Annotated in this window: 19 protein-coding genes; 12 read left to right on the top strand and 7 right to left on the bottom strand. The window is 35.7% G+C overall.

Annotated features, from left to right (window positions below; all coding sequences use genetic code 11):
* The 4 genes from BLW28_RS11980 (at nucleotide 1) to BLW28_RS11965 (ending at nucleotide 4,204) form a co-directional block, all read left to right on the top strand.
* Nucleotides 1-147, top strand: coding sequence for a DUF2256 domain-containing protein (locus BLW28_RS11980; protein ID WP_073220141.1), 147 nt, complete (start codon nucleotides 1-3; stop codon nucleotides 145-147).
* A complete protein-coding gene (locus tag BLW28_RS11975) occupies nucleotides 114-1,418 on the top strand; it encodes a DASH family cryptochrome (RefSeq protein WP_073220144.1) in 1,305 nt (434 codons plus the stop codon). The genes BLW28_RS11980 and BLW28_RS11975 overlap by 34 nt, the downstream gene beginning before the upstream one ends.
* Nucleotides 1,419-1,442: 24 nt before the next feature.
* Entirely contained in the window at nucleotides 1,443-2,978 is a 1,536-nt protein-coding gene (locus tag BLW28_RS11970; protein WP_073220147.1) for a cryptochrome/photolyase family protein, read from the top strand.
* Nucleotides 2,979-3,166: 188 nt separating this feature from the next.
* Nucleotides 3,167-4,204 carry an AI-2E family transporter gene (locus BLW28_RS11965; RefSeq protein WP_073220149.1) on the top strand — a complete coding sequence of 346 codons (1,038 nt, stop codon included), beginning with the start codon at nucleotides 3,167-3,169 and terminating at the stop codon, nucleotides 4,202-4,204.
* 41 nt (nucleotides 4,205-4,245) lie between these two features.
* Here BLW28_RS11965 and BLW28_RS11960 read toward each other — a convergent pair whose 3' ends face one another.
* Nucleotides 4,246-4,980 carry a DUF6503 family protein gene (locus BLW28_RS11960; RefSeq protein ID WP_073220153.1) on the bottom strand — a complete coding sequence of 245 codons (735 nt, stop codon included), beginning with the start codon at nucleotides 4,978-4,980 and terminating at the stop codon, nucleotides 4,246-4,248.
* Between the two features lie 602 nt (nucleotides 4,981-5,582).
* Between BLW28_RS11960 and BLW28_RS11955 the strand changes: the two genes are divergently transcribed.
* Complete coding sequence (locus tag BLW28_RS11955; RefSeq protein ID WP_073220157.1) at nucleotides 5,583-6,737, top strand: RtcB family protein; 1,155 nt, start codon at nucleotides 5,583-5,585, stop codon at nucleotides 6,735-6,737.
* 22 nt (nucleotides 6,738-6,759) lie between these two features.
* On the opposite strand, the gene BLW28_RS11950 is transcribed toward BLW28_RS11955, so the two are convergent.
* From BLW28_RS11950 to BLW28_RS11930, 5 genes are all read right to left on the bottom strand, one after another.
* Entirely contained in the window at nucleotides 6,760-7,137 is a 378-nt protein-coding gene (locus tag BLW28_RS11950) for a lipocalin family protein (protein ID WP_073220160.1), read from the bottom strand.
* 112 nt (nucleotides 7,138-7,249) lie between these two features.
* Nucleotides 7,250-8,434 carry an ABC transporter permease gene (locus tag BLW28_RS11945; protein WP_073220163.1) on the bottom strand — a complete coding sequence of 395 codons (1,185 nt, stop codon included), beginning with the start codon at nucleotides 8,432-8,434 and terminating at the stop codon, nucleotides 7,250-7,252.
* 90 nt (nucleotides 8,435-8,524) lie between these two features.
* Nucleotides 8,525-9,487: an HlyD family secretion protein gene (locus BLW28_RS11940; RefSeq protein ID WP_073220165.1), complete on the bottom strand. Its 963-nt coding sequence runs from the start codon at nucleotides 9,485-9,487 to the stop codon at nucleotides 8,525-8,527.
* A gap of 70 nt (nucleotides 9,488-9,557) precedes the next feature.
* Nucleotides 9,558-10,931: a TolC family protein gene (locus BLW28_RS11935; protein ID WP_073220169.1), complete on the bottom strand. Its 1,374-nt coding sequence runs from the start codon at nucleotides 10,929-10,931 to the stop codon at nucleotides 9,558-9,560.
* 262 nt (nucleotides 10,932-11,193) lie between these two features.
* Nucleotides 11,194-11,751 carry a Crp/Fnr family transcriptional regulator gene (locus tag BLW28_RS11930; RefSeq protein WP_073220172.1) on the bottom strand — a complete coding sequence of 186 codons (558 nt, stop codon included), beginning with the start codon at nucleotides 11,749-11,751 and terminating at the stop codon, nucleotides 11,194-11,196.
* 149 nt (nucleotides 11,752-11,900) lie between these two features.
* Here BLW28_RS11930 and BLW28_RS11925 point away from each other — a divergent pair, with 149 nt between their 5' ends.
* From BLW28_RS11925 to BLW28_RS11915, 3 genes are all read left to right on the top strand, one after another.
* Nucleotides 11,901-12,992, top strand: coding sequence for a diphosphomevalonate decarboxylase (locus tag BLW28_RS11925; protein ID WP_073220175.1), 1,092 nt, complete (start codon nucleotides 11,901-11,903; stop codon nucleotides 12,990-12,992).
* Between the two features lie 159 nt (nucleotides 12,993-13,151).
* On the top strand, nucleotides 13,152-14,090 hold the full coding sequence (locus BLW28_RS11920) for a mevalonate kinase family protein (RefSeq protein WP_073220178.1): 939 nt from the start codon (nucleotides 13,152-13,154) through the stop codon (nucleotides 14,088-14,090).
* Nucleotides 14,091-14,236: 146 nt separating this feature from the next.
* Complete coding sequence (locus tag BLW28_RS11915; protein WP_073220181.1) at nucleotides 14,237-15,148, top strand: geranylgeranylglycerol-phosphate geranylgeranyltransferase; 912 nt, start codon at nucleotides 14,237-14,239, stop codon at nucleotides 15,146-15,148.
* A gap of 46 nt (nucleotides 15,149-15,194) precedes the next feature.
* Here BLW28_RS11915 and BLW28_RS11910 read toward each other — a convergent pair whose 3' ends face one another.
* Complete coding sequence (locus BLW28_RS11910) at nucleotides 15,195-15,743, bottom strand: RNA methyltransferase (RefSeq protein ID WP_073220183.1); 549 nt, start codon at nucleotides 15,741-15,743, stop codon at nucleotides 15,195-15,197.
* A 328-nt stretch (nucleotides 15,744-16,071) separates the two neighbouring features.
* Between BLW28_RS11910 and BLW28_RS11905 the strand changes: the two genes are divergently transcribed.
* The 4 genes from BLW28_RS11905 (at nucleotide 16,072) to BLW28_RS11890 (ending at nucleotide 20,071) form a co-directional block, all read left to right on the top strand.
* Nucleotides 16,072-17,592 (top strand): DUF4301 family protein, encoded by a 1,521-nt coding sequence (locus tag BLW28_RS11905; RefSeq protein WP_073220186.1) that lies wholly within the window; start codon nucleotides 16,072-16,074, stop codon nucleotides 17,590-17,592.
* Nucleotides 17,592-17,996 carry an alternative ribosome rescue aminoacyl-tRNA hydrolase ArfB gene (gene arfB / locus BLW28_RS11900; protein WP_073220189.1) on the top strand — a complete coding sequence of 135 codons (405 nt, stop codon included), beginning with the start codon at nucleotides 17,592-17,594 and terminating at the stop codon, nucleotides 17,994-17,996. Before BLW28_RS11905 ends, arfB begins: the two co-directional genes overlap by 1 nt.
* Before the next feature lie 216 nt (nucleotides 17,997-18,212).
* Entirely contained in the window at nucleotides 18,213-18,584 is a 372-nt protein-coding gene (locus BLW28_RS11895) for a hypothetical protein (protein ID WP_073220191.1), read from the top strand.
* Between the two features lie 122 nt (nucleotides 18,585-18,706).
* Nucleotides 18,707-20,071, top strand: coding sequence for a sigma-54-dependent transcriptional regulator (locus BLW28_RS11890; protein ID WP_083540773.1), 1,365 nt, complete (start codon nucleotides 18,707-18,709; stop codon nucleotides 20,069-20,071).
* The last annotated feature ends 2 nt before the right edge of the window (nucleotides 20,072-20,073 follow it).

Raw genomic sequence — 20,073 nt, 5'->3', positions numbered from 1 at the left:
ATGAATAAAAAATATAATCTTCCACAGAAAACTTGTCCTACTTGCGGATTTACATTCTCTTGGCGAAAAAAATGGGAACGGGATTGGGAAAACGTAATATATTGTAGTAAAAAATGCCTGAAAAACAAAAACAATCTACAGCCTTAATTTGGTTTACCAAGGATCTTAGGGTGCACGACAACCATTCGCTTTTAAAAGCTGTAAATGAAAATGAAAAGGTAATTGGAGTATATTGCTTTGACCCACGACATTTTGAAACCACGGAATATGGTTTTAAAAAGACTGAAAAATTCAGAGCTAAATTTTTAATTGAAACAGTTGAAAATCTTCGTAAGAATCTTCAAAAACTTAATGTTAGTCTTTCGGTATATCACGATAAGCCAGAAGTTGTTTTGCCTCAGCTTGTTGAAGAGTATACGGTTGAAACCATTTATTCTCAACGCGAATGGACTTCTGAAGAAGTTGCCGTTTACAAAAACCTGCAGCAATTACTTAAAGGTTGCGCCTTTATTGAAACGTATGATCAGTTTTTATTTCATCCAGACGATATTCCATATAATGACTTTTCAGAAATCCCAGAAGTATTTACCAATTTCAGAAATAAGATAGAAGCAAATGCGAAGGTTCGAAATTGTGAAGAAAATCCTGAAGTTAAGCAAGAAAACAACCTTATTGAAAATCGCACCAAAATTCCTACACTAAATGACTTAGGACTTGAAGATTTTGAAATAGATCCACGTTCTGCATTTCCATTTTCCGGAGGCGAAGATGCTGCATTACAACGTCTACAAGAATACTTTTGGGAAACAAAAAATTTAGAAGAATATAAAGAAACAAGAAATGGGCTGTTGGGCACCGATTATAGTTCCAAATTTTCAGCTTGGCTCGCAAACGGCAGTGTTTCACCAAGATTCATTTATGAAGAAGTAAAAAGATTCGAGAAAGAAATAGTAGCAAACCAAAGTACTTATTGGCTAATCTTCGAATTACTTTGGCGTGATTATTTTAAATACGTATCGCTTAAACACGGATCTAAAATTTTTCAGTTAAAAGGTATTTCCCAGAAAAATTTAGAATGGAACAGCGACCCCAGTATACTTAAAAAGTGGATTGAAGGTGATTTGGAGGAACCTTTTGTAAATGCCAACATGAAAGAAATTGCGGCGACCGGTTTTATGAGCAATCGCGGACGACAAAATGTAAATAGCTTTTGGGCAAAAGAATTGTTGCAGGATTGGCGCATTGGTGCAGCCTATTTTGAAAGTATGCTTGTAGATTATGATGTGCATAGCAATTGGGGCAACTGGATGTACAATAGTGGTGTGGGCAATGACCCGCGAGACCGCAAGTTTAACATTAAAAAACAAGCAGAACGTTACGATGCTGATGGGACTTATCAAAAAACCTGGAAGAAATAAACTTCTTTTTCAACAGAAAATTAAATGAAAAAACTACGACTCATTCTAGGAGACCAACTAAATCACAAACATTCTTGGTATTCAAATACCGAAAGGGATACCCTTTATTTTATTGCTGAAATGCGTCAGGAAACCGATTATGCAACCCATCATATTCAAAAAATAGTAGGGTTTTTTGCTGCAATGCGCAATTTTTACGAACACCTTAAAAACAACGGTCATCAAGTTGTTTATTATGAAATAGATTCAGAAGCAAACAAGCAGGATTTAGTTGAAAACCTTAATTTTTTAATCGAAAAACATAGCATTGAAAAATTTGAATATCAATTGCCCGATGAATATCGCTTAGACCTACAAATCAAAAAATTCTGTGATAACCTAAAAATTGAAAGTGAAGCGTTTGATACAGAACATTTCTACACCACCCGCACAGAGATGGCCGATTTCTACAAAGGAAAGAAGGAAATGACAATGGAGTATTTTTATCGGGATATGCGAAAGAAGCACGAAGTTTTAATGGAAACTGATAAAAACCCCGAAGGTGGCAAGTGGAATTTTGATAAAAGCAATCGAAAAAAATGGAATGGCAAACCAGAAATTCCGCACGAGAGGGGTTTCCGGAAAGATGTTTCTTCAATTGTAAAACAGATTGAACAGCAAGAAATTATAACCATTGGAAGTATTGATGCAAAGTCCTTTAATTGGCCTACATCACGAGCAGACAGCCTAAAAGTTCTAAATTACTTTTGCGATAATTTGTTAATTCATTTTGGCGATTATCAAGACGCACTGCATACCGATCAAGCGTTTTTATTTCATTCAAGACTTTCTTTTTCAATGAATACAAAAATGCTTTCTCCTCAAGAGGTTGTAAGCAAAGTGATTGAAACGTATTACGCTAGAAAACCTGAAATAGATATTTCGCAAGTAGAGGGTTTTGTTAGGCAGATTTTGGGTTGGCGGGAATATATGCGCGGAATTTATTGGATGAAAATGCCCGATTATAGTGGCCTAAACAAACTTGAAAATCAGCATAAACTACCCGACTTTTTTTGGACCGGTAAAACCAAAATGAATTGCTTGCACAATGCCATTACGCAAAGTTTAGACAATGCCTACGCCCATCACATACAGCGGTTAATGATTACAGGAAATTTTGCCCTGCTCACACAAATTCATCCCGATGAGGTTGATGCTTGGTACTTAGGAATTTATATAGATGCAATAGAATGGGTAGAAATGCCCAATACCAGGGGGATGAGCCAATATGCAGATGGTGGAATCGTCGCTACCAAACCGTATATTTCTAGCGGGAGTTACATCAATAAAATGAGCAATTATTGTAAATCTTGTAAATATAACGTGAATGAAAAAACAGGAGAAAAGGCCTGTCCGTTCAATTCACTTTATTGGAATTTTCTAAAAGAAAAAAGGGAACATTTTAAAAATAACCAGAGAATGAGTATGATGATGAACCTTTTGGAGAAGATAAAACCTGATACTATGGAAGCGCATATTAAAAGAGCCCACGAGATAATTAAGAACCCAGATAATTTTTAAATCAGTTTAATTGCGATGTATTAATCAAAAAAATGAAAGAGTCTTTACATTTACGTCCACTCGCACATATTTGTATAAAATACTAATTACGCTAAATCAGTCAACAATAAATTGAACAGTTTCCACAATTTTCCGTTAACTTTACGTACAGCGAGGTGTTATTCTAAATCTCATATAAAAATTCTACTTTGAGCGTATCCAAAATAGCCATTTCAGGAAGTTATTTAATAAAATCCCTTTTAATTGTAGGGGGAGTGCTCACCGTATGTTATGTAGGTGCCAGCCTTATTTTGCCATTGCTAGTTGCTGCTATTGTTGCAATATTACTGGACAAGCCCACCCAGAAATTTAAACAATGGGGAATGCCCAACTGGTTGTCTATTACGTTGTCTGTGCTTTTAATGCTAATAATTTTTTTGTTGCTCTCTTGGTTAATAGGTTCGCAGTTAAATAATATTGCTGGAGAGTGGCCTACGATTAAAGATAAAGCCAGCGAAAAACTGAACAACCTATCACAATGGGCAAACGAGCGATTGAACTGGGATTACCAAAACTACATTGAAAATAATAAGCGGTTAGTTCAAAAGGCAGAGGGCTTGGCAAGTTCGTTTTTAGCGAGTGTAATGACTTTATTATCCCAATCGTTTATCATTTTTATATATATTATTTTGCTCCTGATGCAGAAAAAAATGTTCATCGGGTTTTTTAAGAAGCTAACTTCACAGCCAGAATCGATGGGTTATCTTTTAAGTAATTCTTCAAAAATTATTAGTAGCTATTTACTCGGAAAGGGTAAAATAATGTTGTTTCTATTCGCTATTTATTATCTTGGTTTTACTTTAGGGTCTGTTCCTTATGCGCTCTTTTTAGCCCTATTCGCAGCTTTATTTTCAATAATTCCGTATGTCGGAAACCTTATTGGCGGTGGTATTGCGGTTGTTTTGGCGTTTTTATATTCCGGGACAACCCCAGCACTCATCGTTATTGGTGTAATTGCAGCTGCGCAACTCATTGAAAATTATATCCTTACTCCTTGGATCATTGGCGAGGAAATTAACCTAAATCCGTTTACAACAGTATTCGGGGTTATTTTGTTTTCAACCTTATGGGGAATGGTGGGAGCTATCATTTCATTACCAATAATTGGAGTTCTAAAGGTTTTATTTGAGCGCACTAACGGAATGGAGGCCTACGCCCATTTAATTGGTAAAAAAGAGGACAGTTGAAATTAAGGGATTAAAAAAGTCTTTAAATTTCAATTCAATGTTTAGTTTTCCACCAAAATATCTTCCGTTTTAATATCTGAAAGCAGTTCGAGTTTCCCTGTTTCAAACAATTCACCCAAATTTTTTAAATCTACAGATTCCCAAGGTTCAGTTTTGTAATTCCTGTAATCTGCAAAACGAAGTCCGCCAATGGTTCTTTGGTTATATGCTTCCCTAAAGCGAATACCACCCTTATTCGTGTAAAATTTATATGCGAAATAATCTAGGGTAAAATCTTCTTTATTGATCCAATACATATAAACATCGTCATGGTCTGTACCACCGCCTTCTTGTTTAAATGTGACCTCAATATTGTAATATTTCTTACCATTAATTTCGGTTTCGCCAACCAGTTCTTTTTGAACCGCATCATCGTTCAATACATACGGTAATTGTACAAAATAATGAACCGAATTTACAGCATTGGAATATAAAGTGGTTATTGAGTCGGTTAAGCTTACTATTTCAGAATCCCTATATCGATTAAAGCCCGAATTGGTAAGCACATCTTTTACTTCGCCCAAGGAATCTTTGAAACTTCGGGTGAGTTGGAAAATTCCATTATTTCGGCGACTTGTATATTGAATATCGCGAAAAGTAAATTGGATAGCAGAGCTTTCATATAAGCCGCCTCCCGCATTTTCAATTGCTTTATCAATAATTTGTTGAGCAGAAAGATTTTTGGTTTCTTGTTTACACGAAATAAGAAAGAGTAGTAGAATTGGTAAATACCTCATGGAATTTGAATTTTCTCAAAGGTACAAAGGAATAGGGAAGTGTGACCAACGATTTGTTGATCAGAAATAGAAGAATGCCGTTATTGGTGGTTCGGTAGAGGGTGATGAGTTGAGGTGTTTGGAAACTTAGAGATTTATAATTCATGAGTTTGAGAAATAGTCTAGAAATCGTGCCCTCTTCCACCGCGTAAACTGGTTTGGCTAAAGCCAATGCGTGTGCTCACTTTTTATCCACGGACTAAAGCGCCGTGGTTATTCATAGGTTATTAGCGGAATACGATAATGGCTTTAGCCAAATTCCTTTAGTTTTTTAAAATTAATCGAATAGGCCTCGTAATCTCTTTTTGGTTTCTGTAAAATGACAATCATAGCAGACTGAAGATCTGTCACACTTGTGAAATCTCAGACGCACAGGTTACGCCACCTTTTTCAGAAAAAAACAATTTCGTGTAAACCTGTCCGTCCGGTGGGTTAGTGCAATTCGCGGTGGCACAAAGGCTCCAAACTAAATAAAAACACATCATCTCGAACTTGTCTGAATGGTGGACTTACGCCTATTTTACAGGCTTGTTTTTAGTCTAAAACATTCGTATATTAAATTTATGATACAGAAAATTGAAACAGAGCGGATTCCAATCAAATTGTGGTTGGATGAACTTGAAGAAGGCGCCCTTCAGCAGGCGAAGGACTTGGCTAATTTGGAAATTGCGTTTAGGCATATCGCCATTATGCCCGATTCCCATCAAGGGTATGGAATGCCTATTGGCGGAATTTTGGCCACTAAAGATGCCATTATTCCAAATGCGGTTGGCGTGGATATTGGGTGTGGTATGTGTTCTTTAAGAACCAATCTGACGGAAGTGGATTTGGATGACTTAAAGAAGATAATGAGCAGAATCAGAGAAACTGTACCTGTTGGGTTTAACCATCACAAAGAAAAACAAGATGATACATGGATGCCAGAATTGAAGGAGGATTTGCCGATTGTTTCTAAAGAATATGAGAGAGGAAGATATCAAGTGGGAACCTTGGGCGGTGGAAATCATTTTATTGAAATTCAAAAAGGCTCTGATGGATATATTTGGATTATGGTGCATTCTGGATCGCGAAACATTGGATATACTGTAGCCAACCACTACCATAAAGAAGCAGTGAAAGAAACTAAAAAACGAGGCGATGATGTACCTAAGGATTTGTCATATTTTCTACGGGGAACAGTAGAATACGATAATTACTTCAAAGAAATGAATTACTGCATCGAGTTTGCTTTACAAAACCGAAAGTTGATGATGGAACGAGTAAAAGATGCATTTGCGGAGTTTGTGCCATCGGTAGAGTTTTCAAACTTTATCAATAAACCACATAATTTTGCCGCTTGGGAAACTCATTTCGGAGAAAAATTGATGGTTCACAGAAAAGGAGCCACTCGTGCCGAAAAGGGAGAGTGGGGGATGATTCCCGGTTCTCAGGGAACAAGTTCTTATTTGGTAAAAGGAAAAGGGAATCCACTTTCTTTTAACTCCTGTTCGCACGGGGCAGGACGAGTAATGAGCCGTGCTGAAGCTCGGAGAAGTCTGGACCTTAAAAAGGAAGTCGCTCAGTTGAAAGATATGGGCGTGCTACATGCGCTTCGTCATAAAAAGGATTTGGATGAAGCACCGAGTTCTTATAAGGATATTAAAGAGGTAATGGCTTTACAAGAAGATTTGGTTAAGGTTAAAGTAGAATTAACTCCACTTGCTGTTGTAAAAGGGTAATTATTTTTTTGAGCCTAAAGAATTACATAGGCATTACAACTTCAAGTTTCATTCCTATTCCAGACAGTTCAAAAATTATTTTACTATTAATTTTTGAAACAATAATCGGGAAACGGCCATCTGAGTTCGTTATAGTTTGTGTAGCTTCGTCAAAACTCCAAGTGGCATTTTTAAAGGTGTTTATATGCCCTTTTGCAGTTTTCATTCTTAGTTGAAAAGTATGGTCTGGATAAAGGTCTATATAAGCAAAAACCATTTCTTGAGCTTCCTTAGGGTTAGTTCCTTCATCGGCAATACTCACAACCTGCCAAGTACCCGTAATTTCTTTTTCGGTTAATGATTGGCTTTGCACAGCCGAGGTGAATAATGCCAAGACGAAAAGAAAGATTAAGTTTTTCATGGTTTTATTTTTAAAGATTTTTTTATTGGCTTCAAACTTTCGTGAAAGATAGGGTTTTTTGATATAAAATTTCTTGAAAGTTGTTTGTGTTTTTATACTCGTGTTACTTCGCTTACGATTCTATGCCTTCAATTGTGGTTTTACTTTTCTTTTCAAACCGATGAATTTTTATCTGAAGCAAAATTACCATAAACACAAAAGAAACTATTGCTATAAGTGACAACATTCCTATCTCCGATTTAATAGAAGATAGATTTCCACCATAGAACGCAACTTTTCTAAATCCACTTAAAAACTGTGTCAGCGGAATGAATTGGGCAATATTTGTAATCGCGGAAGGAATTGCCATAGTTGGCCAAGTGAAACCACTTAAAATAAATGCAGGGGTGGAAATTACCATCAAAAGTTCAGTAGCTTTTAACTGACTCGGGATGGCGATAGAAAACAACATTCCAATAGCCATCGATGCTAAGGTCAATAGTGTTACCAAAACCAACATTGGGAAGTTAAAGACGTTGGCAGCTATATTAAAGTACGGAAAAAATAAACCGACGGCCATCCATATTAACGGAAGCATCAGTAAAAACGGCGTTGCTTTAAGTGCGATATGGTATAAGGACGATTTGCTTTCCCTTATCAATTTTCCAAAATAACCATCTTCAAAATCCCTTGAGAAAACCAAAGCCATTGCCAAGAAAATAATTTGTTGCATAATTGCACCCAACAAGCCGGGCAACATAAAAGTTACATAATTCCCAGTGGAGTTATAAAGTTTGTTGAAATTGATTTTGAAGCTTTCGTACGAACTGAAAGCTTGAGCTGGATGCAAGCCTTGTTTTTTAAGAGCTTCTATTTCCATCCCAGCGTTTAGTGTCATTAAAACAGATTGTATGTTAACGCTGGCGGTATTGGCGTTTAGAATATTGGCCATGTTCAAATCCACTCGGATTTCAGGGTGTCTTTTTTGAAAAACGTCGGCTTCAAAATTACTGGGTAGCGTAATTACGGCAGCATATTGTTTTGTCGGCATTTCTGCTATAATATCTCCAGCTGAGTAGCGTACATCACTAACTAACAATCCTTCATTATCTCCAAAGGCATCAATGATTTTATCGGTGGTAGGGCTGCGGTCTTGATCGATAATTACAATAGGTAAGTCCACAACTTTCGCTTGCTGGTACACATACCCAAACAAAAATCCATATAGAATTGGCGCCCCAAAAAAAATGGCAAGTAGCACATCATTTGAAAAAATGCGCTTAAACTCTACACGAACTAATTTTAAAAACTTATTCATAATTTAGATTTTCATTCTAGATAGGACTTAAAAGGTTCGTTGTTTCTCGTTTTGTTTTGAATATTAACCTAAGTCATTATCGATAAAAGCTTACTTCTTTTTAATCAGCATGGTTGCATTCAGATAAAATGTTTCGTTTTCAACATTTTCTGTCGGAACCACTTTCAATTCATAAATAGATTCATCCAATTCATATAAAGGTGCTGTGCTGGTAATGTTGGCGTATTGAGCAAGCTGATTTATAGCAACTATTTTTCCCTGTATTTCTTTTTTGGTATAAGGATTTTCCAATGTTAGAATTTGATTTGGCTTGAAGTCATAGATTTTTGATTCAGGAATCGTAAACCTAAAATAAACACTGTTCTTTTTATAGCCATTAAACAGGCTGTAGCCAGGAGTCAACAATTCACCTTCCTCAAGGCTGATGGTTTCAACAGACATATTGGTTGGGGCTATTAAATACTTTTCTTCAGAAGCAGAAGCTACTTCTTCTTTGGCTCCTAAAGCACGATCTAACTGACCTTGAGCTTGTTCTATTTGTTCTTGACGCGCGCCTTTTTTTACTTCCAATTGCTTCGCCGTTAAGGCATCTACTTGTGCTTGAGCCATTGACAGTTTCATTTTAACTTCATCAAATTGTTGCTGGCTTATCAAGGAATCTTTATACATATTATACATACGGTTATATGATTCTTGAGCGAATTTAAGTTGCGCTTTCCCAGAGTTAAGCTGTTGGTCTATCTGGCTTTGTTGTTCCGAGGTAGCGCCGTTAAACGCCATATTTAACTGTCCTTGGGCTGCGGTAATAGCACCTTCGGCTTGCATCATTTTTGCAACAACTTCTGGAATGTCGATATAGGCTAAAGTGTCTCCTTTTTTAACTTCTTGTCCTTCGGTTACATATATTTTTGAAATCCGTCCACCTAGCTTGCTGCTAAGCGAGATAGTTTCAAACTTAACTTTACCTCTTTCGGAAGTGATCTTGTCATTCCCGCAAGAACTTAGAGCTAGCAAGGAAAATAGACCGATTAGTATTGTTTTTGTTGATTTCATTTTAGTGGTTTTAGTTTTGTCACCTTGAACGAAGTCGAAAGGTTTTTATATAATTTTTTTCTGAGTGGTATTAATACTGTAAAGCTCCTTTGGCGTGTAGCAGTTGTGTTACGGCTCTTCGCTGATCAAAATAAGATTCTTGCAGTTTAAAATTTGCTTTTTCCAAATCGTTCAAGGCGTCTAATACATCATTTATCGAGGCTAAATCGTTTTTGTGTTGCTTATTCACCATTTCATACGTATCGGTTGCCAACTCGATTTCTTTTTCTACAATTACGGAATTTTGTAAGGTAGATTGATATGCCTGCTCTGCTTTCACAATACTTAAGTCAATCATTTCTTCGGCTTCCTCGATTCGCTCTCGATATATCTGACTTTCCAATTTTGATTTTTTGGCTTTTAAATGTGATTGATTTCCATCAAAAACATTCCACTGAATCCCAACGCCCACAAACCATTTTGGGTCGAGCAGGGAAAGGTAATTGTCAATAAACTCGTAATGTCCTTTTACCGCAACTTTTGGAATAAAATGACTTTGCTCCATTTTCGATTTGTAAATAGTTGCTTTTTCAGCCTCTTCAAGCGCTTTTATTTCGTTCCGTTTTTCAGTGCTAGAAACAGCACTCAGTCTAAATGATTCCAATGTTGGCCTTAGCATTCGTAAATTATCTCGATCTTCACCAGTGAGTTGATTCAAGGCTTCAATAAGAAGAACTTTATTGTGTTCAAACTCTAATTTTTTTCCTGCCAATTGCTGTTGTGCCAATTCAATTTTTTTTCTGTCGATTGGTGTGGCAAGACCGTTTTCTATGGCTTTTCTAACAAAATGTGCTTGTTCGTTAAGGTAGTTTTCCGAAGTGTTTAATACACTTTCTGAAGCATACACTAATGCGAGTTTGTCATAGGTTTCAATTATTTTAAGGGCGAGTTTGTCTTTTTCTGCCATTCCTAAATAATTTATTGAAGATTCTTTGTGCTTGCTGGCCTTGATGGCATTTGTGGCCTCAAGTCCGCTAAAGAGTACCCAATCTACGTCTACAGATGATTTTAAAATATTCTTGTCCTGAAGATTTGGGGTTTCTCTTAACGGAATATTATCTGGAAACGGTGCATTAAAAGGTAGTCCAGCTGCTTCTTTTATCACCAGTTTTTGTGTGGCCATCAATAAATTTTGAGTGTCCTCATCAAATTTTAAATCATCATTTAAGCGCGTGTAACTTCCATTTAATGTCACCTTTGGAATGAATACCGATTTTGCCAATCGCTGGTCCAGCTTAGCTTGTTCTGCCTCAATGTTATTAATGGTTACCGTTTGACTTTTATTAACTCCTTTGGTAATCAAGTCCTGAAGTACAGGATCCAATTGCTGGGAAAAACTACTTATTGAAAATAATCCAGCAATGCTGAAAAAAAGAAAGCTAAAAACGACTTTATTGATTTGCATTGGTAATGATTTTTTAATTACACTGCGAAGATAAGGCGAATAAAGGGGTTTTCTTTTGACTTATGTCAAAAACGGTTTTGAAGTTACCTAAAGCTAAATGGCTTAAAATGAAAGACATTAAACTATAGGACTTTTGGACGTAATGATGTCTATGCCGCGGAGGCACAGAGCGCACAGCAAAAGAACGTATTTATATGAAAATGACTTGTAAACAAGGATTTGTCTTAGATCTTACGTCTTTCAGCGCAGCGGTCTTAAGTCTTCATTTTCTTATGCGGCTTAGCGTTTCTTGTGTCATTCCAAGATACGAAGCTATATGGCCAAGCGGCACGCGGTATGAAATATCTGGAAATTCGGCCAACATATATTCATAGCGTTCACGAGCCGTTTGAAATTGAATTGCATTTAGCTTATTTACAACCTTGGTAAGCATTTCAATAGAAACTAACCTCCCTAATTTTTCCATTTTATGGTATTTGTAAAACAGAAGATCCATATTTTCATTTGAAATTGAATACACAGTAGAATCTTCCAAAATTTCTAGGTAATATATACTCGGAATTTGTTGAAAAAAACTATCCACACTGCTCATAAATTTACCTACTCCAAAAAACCACTGAGTAACTTCCTTACCGTCTTCTTTAAGGTAATAACTTCTGCCCATTCCATTTTCTATGAAATACAGTTTTTTACTCACCTGTCCTTGCTCGATTAGCATTGTGTTTTTTGGAATATTTTCCTTTTCAAAATGCGAAACAATGTCTTGCAACTCGTCGGGTTTAAAAGGGATTAATGAAGCAAGAAACTTAGATAATTCCATAAAATATTGCTAAAATGAAACTCAAATATATCTAAAAAAGAAAGACTAAGCGGGTTTCAATTAAGGGGTGTTTCAAGAAAACTCTAAAATTTACGCTCAATTCCAACTCACCCGCATTTTGTTATATTTGCGAGTTGAAAAGCTAATATATGTTGGAAGCAAAATTTATCCCAAAACCATATTCTTTAAATCTTGAAAAAGGCAGTGTTTCTTGGCAGAGCCCCAGTAACATCGCCTTGGTAAAATATTGGGGGAAATACGGTGAACAACTCCCGAAAAATACTTCAATTAGCTTTACATTAAGTAATTGCCACACAAATACGAAGCTTTCTTTTGAAAAAGTAAATGCTTCAAGTAAGTTTCAATTTGAAGTATTTCTTGACGGAAGAAGAGAAATATCCTTCGAACCAAAAGTTTTGAAATTTTTTGAAAGGGTTCAAGTGTATTTACCATTTCTGAAAGATTATAAGTTTAGAATTGAAACTTCAAATAGTTTTCCGCACAGTAGCGGCATTGCTTCATCTGCAAGTGGAATGAGCGCTTTAGCACTGTGCTTAGTCAATATGGAGGTTCAGCTTCAATCGGGTATGGATGGTCAATCCCTGAGTGAAGCCGAAATTCAAAAAGCTTCTTTTCTTGCTAGGTTAGGATCAGGAAGTGCGTGCCGAAGCTTGGAAGGACCGCTAATTGTTTGGGGCGTACATCCCGAAATAGAGGGAAGTAGCAATCTCTTCGGAACAAAATTTCCATTCAAAATTCATCCAAAGTTTTCGAATTATAGAGATTGCATTTTATTGGTCGATAAAGGCGAAAAGCAAGTCAGCAGTACAGTTGGGCACGATTTAATGCACAAACATCCTTTTGCAGAACAGCGTTTTGAACAAGCGCAATCAAATCTGTCAAAATTAATTCCAATTCTAAAGAATGGGGATATTCCGGAATTTATAAAAATAGTAGAAAGTGAAGCTTTATCGCTACACGCAATGATGCTAACTTCTATGCCTTATTTTATTTTAATGAAACCGAATACATTAGAAATAATAAACCGCATTTGGGAATTTAGAAAGAAGACAAACAGCTTAGCCTGTTTTACACTCGATGCGGGTGCAAATGTTCACTTACTTTATCCTGAATGGGAAGCTGAGACCGTTTTACAGTTTATTAAATTGGAATTAGCCGATTTCTGTAAAAACAAAGAATTTATTGTTGATCAAGTTGGTTTTGGTGCGACAATGAATTGATGAATATTCTATACTCTCTTTTATAACAGACAATTGCATTTGAAAACTTATAATTTTAGAAAATATTTTTTTCGTCCGAATTGTTAAAATTCGTATCTTTGCCTGATGTTTAGATTCCTAAATTGAAATTTATACATCTATAACTACAACCAAAAACATATGCACGGTCCTTTATTTTATTCAAAAATTCTTCTTTTCGGCGAGTACGGAATTATTAAAGACTCCAAAGGACTCTCTATTCCTTACAATTTCTATAAAGGAGCATTAAAAATAGATGAGCATCATACAATTGCTACTCACAATTCTAACGCAAGTTTAAAACGTTTGGCAGAATACTTAAAAACGCTGCAAACAGAAAAACCAGAATTAGTTTCGTTTGACATGGAATCTTTGGAAGCCGATGTAAAAGCAGGGCTTTATTTTGATAGTAGTATTCCACAGGGTTACGGCGTGGGTAGTAGCGGCGCATTAGTGGCTGCAGTATATGATAAATACGCAAATAATAAAATTACGGTTCTAGAAAACCTTACACGCGACAAACTGTTAAAGCTGAAAGCAATATTTGCCGAAATGGAATCTTTTTTCCACGGAAAGTCTTCGGGTTTAGATCCGTTAAACAGTTATCTAAGTTTGCCTATTCTTATTAATTCTGGAAACAATATTGAGCCCGCAGGAATTCCTTCTCAAACAGAAAATGGGAAAGGCGCGGTGTTTTTGTTAGATAGTGGTAGCACTGGAGAAACTGCGCCAATGGTTCAGATTTTTATGGAAAATATGAAGCAGGAAGGTTTTAGGAATATGCTAAAAGATCAGTTTGTAAAGCATACTGATGCCTGTGTAGATGACTTCCTTATGGGTGATGTAAAATCACTTTTCGGCAATATCAAACAACTTTCGAAAGTAGTGTTGGAAAATTTTAAACCGATGATTCCTGCACAATTCCATAAACTTTGGAAAAAAGGAATAGACAGCAACGCATATTATTTAAAACTATGCGGTTCTGGCGGTGGCGGTTATATGTTAGGCTTTACTGAAGATATTGATAAGGCCAGGCAAGCATTAAAAGATTATAAGCTCGAAGTAGTTTATAACTTTTAGATAGTTAGATTTGGTGCGCACCGTAATGCAATGTGCTTGAGGGTGCAAACCAATTTTTTTAGTAATTTCAGATTCTGATGATCTCGATACCCTTCGAGAAGTTACAGTGGTTTTTACTTCTATTTCTCTTTTCAACTGTATATTTTATGCTCTCACGAAAACAAAAACTCTTTCTTCTTAAGTTTTTCAGTCTGTTTTCGGTAGTTCGGGGTTATAATATTTTAATAATTGTAATAGCACAATACCTTACAAGCATTTACATTTTAGCACCCGACTTGCCTGTGAGACAAGTCTTGTTTGATGTGAATTTATTAATGCTCGTTTTAGCATCTTCATCTGCAATTGCTGGTGGTTACATTATTAATAGCTTTTACGATAGTGAGAAGGATTTAATAAATCGTCCACGAAAAACAATGTTAGATAAACTGGTGAGTCAGCGCACCAAGCTTTCGGCTTATTTTGTACTTAACTTTTTGTCGGTTGTTTTTGCGAGCTATGTTTCGTTTAAAGCCGTGCTTTTTTTCTCAATTTATATTTTTGTACTTTGGTTTTATTCACATAAATTAAAGAAATATCCGTTCATAGGAAATATTACAGCTGCAATTCTTGCTGTAGTTCCTTTTTTTGCAATATTTATTCATTATGGCAACTTCGATATCGTAATTTTCGTACACGCCACCTTTGTTTTTTTATTAATTGCAATGCGCGAATTGGTGAAAGATCTTGAAAACATCAAAGGAGATTTAACACACGGTTACAATACTATACCTGTTGTTTATGGTGAAAAAACATCAAAGGTAATGTTAACAATTTTAAGTGTGTTAACATTGGTGCCCATTGTACTTCTTATCACAAAATTTAAATCAGAAATTGGGTATATGGAGTACTACTTTTATGCAAGTATATTAGGCTTGCTAGTGTTTCTTACAGTTTTATGGTATTCTAAAAACAAGATACATTATATGGCTTTACACAATATTTTAAAATTTGCTATTGTACTTGGGGTTTTTAGCATTGTCTTGATTCACGTAGAATTATTGACAAATCGGTTTTTTTGAGAAAATAATATAAAGGAAAATTGTTTTTTAAAATTTTGACTACGAACTACCGACTTTTGGTTCCCCTCAGTTTTACAAAAAGGTCCCAAACAACAACACCCACGCTTACTGAAATATTAAGCGAATGCTTGGTTCCGTATTGTGGGATTTCAATTACCGTATCGCTTGCCGAAACTACTTTTTGCTGTACGCCTTTCACTTCGTTTCCAAAAATTATAGCATATGTCAAGTCTTCTTGTACAGAAAAATCGTTAAGGTCTACGGAAAGTTCGGCTTGTTCAATAGAAGCAATGAAAACGCCTTTATTTTTAAGTTTTTCAACTAAGTCTAGTGTGTTTTCAACATATTCCCAATCTACGCTATCCGTAGCGCCTAAAGCAGTTTTTTGAATGTCTTTATGTGGTGGTTTTGCAGTAATGCCACAGAGATAAATTTTCTTCACTAAAAACGCATCCGCAGTACGAAAAACAGATCCAATATTGTTTAGGCTTCTAATGTTGTCTAAAATAATAATAAGCGGCGTTTTTTTGGTAACCTTATATTCTTCAGGATTTATGCGCTCGAGTTCGCTATTTTTTAACTTTCGATTTTTCATAGAACGCAAAGTTAATTTTTAAAAGTTTATTTATAGTAGTTAAAGTCAGTGGTTTCTATTATTTTCATAATTTTACATACGTTTAAAAATATTACTCCATTTACTTCTTGTAGGTTTTTATTGACTCGGTATTAAGTCATTTTTGGAATGGAGTAGGTTAAGAGAGTGGAGACTAGTATTGTGATGAGCTAAATAGCGCTTTCAAAATATAGACTCTCCCTTTTTTTATGACTTGTAGTCAGCAAAGCAGAAAATTAATAGTATACTTATATGTTTCAATAACTTGAGGGTTAATAGACTTTAGAAGGATTAAAATTACATTCAGAAAATGTTTACAGAAAAAAACAAGCAACAAATAAAGGCTAGAGGAATTTCAGAGGAAGAAATAGAACGTCAACTTGAAATTTTTAAAACGGGTATTCCTTTTGCGAATGTTGTGGGAGCTGCATCTATACATAACGGTATTAAAGTGTTCTCAGAAAAAGAGCAACAAGAATTTGCTGAACTTTTTGAAAACAAAAAAGACAACTTAGATTTACTGAAATTCGTTCCTGCTTCAGGCGCTGCAACACGAATGTTTAAGTTGCTACATCGTTTTCTAGAAAATTATGACGCAAACGAAAACATAGACGTTTTCTTAGAAAAATCTGAAAATAAGGATTTGAAAACCTTTTTCGATTCAGTTGAAAAATTCGCTTTTTCAGAAATGGTTTTCAAAAACTTGACTCAAAAATTTCCGGACTTCCAACGCTTCGAAAAAGGAAAGAGAAATTTGTTGTTTGTACACGAAATGCTAAGTAATGAAGGCTTAAACTTTAGCCATACACCAAAAGGACTAGTGCCATTTCATAAAAAGGAAACCGGTTATGTCACCGCCTTTGGAGAACAATTATACGAAGCTGCTTTTTATGCAACTTCTAACGGAGTGGCGAATTTACACTTTACGGTTTCCGAAGAGCACGAAAAGAAATTCCAGAAGAGATACAATCAAATTCAAAAGTTTATAAAGGAGGAAACCAATACAGAATTCAATATTTCCTACTCGTTTCAGAATCAGGAAACCGATACAGTTGCAGCAACCTTAGATAACAAACTATTCCTTGATCAAAATGAAGATTTGCTTTTTCGACCCTCAGGCCACGGCGCTTTACTTCAAAATTTAAACAAAATAGATGCCGATATCATCTTTATTAAGAATATAGACAATGTAGTTTCCGAAAGCTTTGTGGAAACCATAGCTTTTCAGAAAAAGGTGTTGGCAGGAAAATTAATTAAACTTCAGCAACAAATTTTTCATTTTGTAGCAAAGTTAAAAGCTGAAAACCCCTCGGAAGAATTACGAAACGAAGCTTCAAGTTTTATTTCGGAAGAATTGCAAATAGAAACGATTTCTAATAATAAGGTTGCTTTATTAAAAATACTGGAACGTCCTATCCGAATTTGTGGAGTAGTGGAAAACACAGGAGCTCCAGGGGGAGGACCGTTTATTGTAAAAAATACAAACGGGGCAATTTCATATCAAATCGTGGAAATGTCGCAGATTAACATTGATAATCCAGAGCAAAAAGCGTTGGTTTCAAAGGCAACGCATTTTAATCCGGTAGACTTAGTTTGTGGGGTTCGTAATTATAAAGGAGACAAATTCAATCTCTTAGAGTTTGCAGACCCAAATGCTGGTTTTATTTCGGAAAAATCATATCAGGGAGAGCCTATAAAGGCATTAGAACTTCCTGGATTGTGGAATGGAGCCATGGCAAATTGGAACACTGTTTTTGTGGAAGTACCACTTATAACCTTCAATCCTGTAAAAACCGTAAACGATCTTTTAAATCCAGTACATCAATCTTAATGGACGTCGAAATTCTTCTTACTGAACTCAACTTTAAAGGCATTCGCAGCAGCGGCCCTGGCGGGCAGCATGTGAACAAAACAGCCTCGAAAGTTGAAGTTGCATTCGATTTGGAATCTTCGCGAGCTCTTTCGGATATTGAGAAGGATCGACTTCGTGATAAATTATCTTCAAAATTATCTGCTGATGGCATCCTTACGCTACAATGTGGAGAAACGAGAAGCCAACACCGAAATAAGGCTATTGTTATTGAAAGATTGGTTAGCTTACTTCAAGAAAATCTGAAAGTTGCCAAAAAACGCAAAAAAACCAAACCTTCTAAAAATGCGATTGAGCGCCGTTTAAAGTCTAAAAAAGAGCGTGCTTTTAAAAAATCCAATCGGAAACCTCCAAGAATTGAATAAGAAGTACACAAAACTTGTATAATATTTACACAAGCGTTCAGTCTATTATACAGTCTTCATTTGATTTTTTTTACTTCTATTTTAGTAATTAACTGAAAAACAGTCTATTTGTTTTAGAAAGTGATTCTGTCATTATTTGGCACTAATTTTTCTATATACAAAGCAGCTATCAAAGTTGAAAAGGAAAAAATAAAAATCAAATAAAAAATTAAGACTATGAAAAAGTTACTATTAAGTACAGCCATTGTATTAGGAGGTTTAACCGTTGCCAACGCACAGGCTACTGAGGTAGTAAGTGCGAAAAATAAGACAGTGCAAGCTTCGGTTGAAACTGAGTCTAGTAAAAGACTAATCGCTGCCCAAAGTGCTACGGCTGTACAAAATTACAAGGAAGTAATGGTGTCTGAACTACCGCAATCCGTTAAAAATACCGTAGCTAAAAACTTTAACGGAGCGACCATTTCAAAAGCTTATGTGAATGCTCAGGGTGATTACAAAATTCATCTCGCCACTAATGATGCTAAAACCGCAACGGTTTATGTAAACGCTAATGGCGAAATGATTAAAAATGAATTAAAGAAGCAGTAAGCTGCAAGTGTTTTAGATTCAATACTTCGAGAAAAGGCGTCCAATTTTGGATGCCTTTTTTGTGATAACTTTAAAGATTATCACAGTTTATACTTGCTATTTTTACCTTTTCAAGTTCGATAATGATTCAGCAAATACACATAATTGAAGATGACGTTGCGTTTGGAAAAATGCTCGGTTCGTTTTTAGAACGCAAAGGTTTTGAAATATCCATTTCGTTAACAGGAGCACACGGGCGCAAGTCTTTGTCTAGTGCATCTTTCGATTTTTTGATAACCGATCTAAAACTGCCAGATGATTCTGGACTGGATTTATTAGAATACGTTCAGAGAGTTTCTCCAAATACGAAAGTAATTTTAATGACTGGGTATGCCGAAGTTGACACGGCGGTTATGGCAATAAAAAAGGGCGCTTTAGATTATATTTCTAAACCTTTTCTCCCAGAAGAATTGTTGATGATAATTAATGAAGCTTCAAAAAACAACTCGACTGTCCTTAAAACCAAATTGGAGCACAACACTTCGCAAGAGGTTGCTAATTTAGAAGTTGTACAACAAAATCCAGTGTTTGTAAAAGGAATAAGCGAAACTTCTAAAAAATTTAACGAGTACCTAAAACTTGTCGGGCCTACAGACATGTGTGTTTTAATTGAAGGAGAAAGTGGAACAGGAAAAGAAGTGGCCGCCAAAGCAATTCATAATTACAGTGATAGACGAAATAAAACATTTGTAGCTGTAGATTGTGGCGCTATTCCGAACGAAATTGCCGCAAGTGAGTTTTTTGGCCATTTAAAAGGAAGTTTTACAGGGGCTATAAATGATAAAAAAGGACATTTTGAAGCTGCCAACGGAGGAACCCTTTTTTTGGATGAGGTTGGTAATCTTTCCTATGAAAACCAAATACAATTATTGCGCGCTTTGCAAGAACGAAGAATAAAACCAGTGGGTAGTAATACCGAAATTGATGTAGATGTGCGTATTATTTCGGCAACCAACGAAGACTTATTGAAGGCAGTTTCGGAGCGAACTTTTAGAGAAGATTTATATCATAGATTAAATGAGTTTTCTATTCGTATCCCGTCCTTGCACGAGCGTAAAGAAGATCTTTTTCTTTTTATTGAATATTTTTTAAATGAAGCTAATAGATCGTTAGGGAAGGAAGTTTTAGGACTCTCGAAAGAGGTGGAAGAAGCTTTTAAAAATTATGCTTGGCCTGGAAACCTTCGTGAACTTCGAAATGTAATAAAGCGTTCGGTTTTGTTAACAAATTCAGATTTAATACCATTACAGGTAATTCCGCGTGAAGTAATTCTTTATAAAAAATCGACTTCTAAAAGTGTTGATTACTCTAAAGAAACTAATGAAAAACAACTCATTTTAAACGCTTTAAAAGAAGCTGATTTTAATAAAACGAAAGCTGCGAAACTTCTAAATATTACTCGTAAAACGCTTTACAATAAATTGGAACTTTACAATATTGAATTGTAAGC

This window comes from Aequorivita viscosa, from assembly GCF_900106795.1.
Classification (GTDB): Bacteria; Bacteroidota; Bacteroidia; order Flavobacteriales; family Flavobacteriaceae; genus Aequorivita; species Aequorivita viscosa.
Note: the sequence above shows the minus strand (reverse complement) of the source record. Positions and strands in the feature narration are given on the sequence as shown.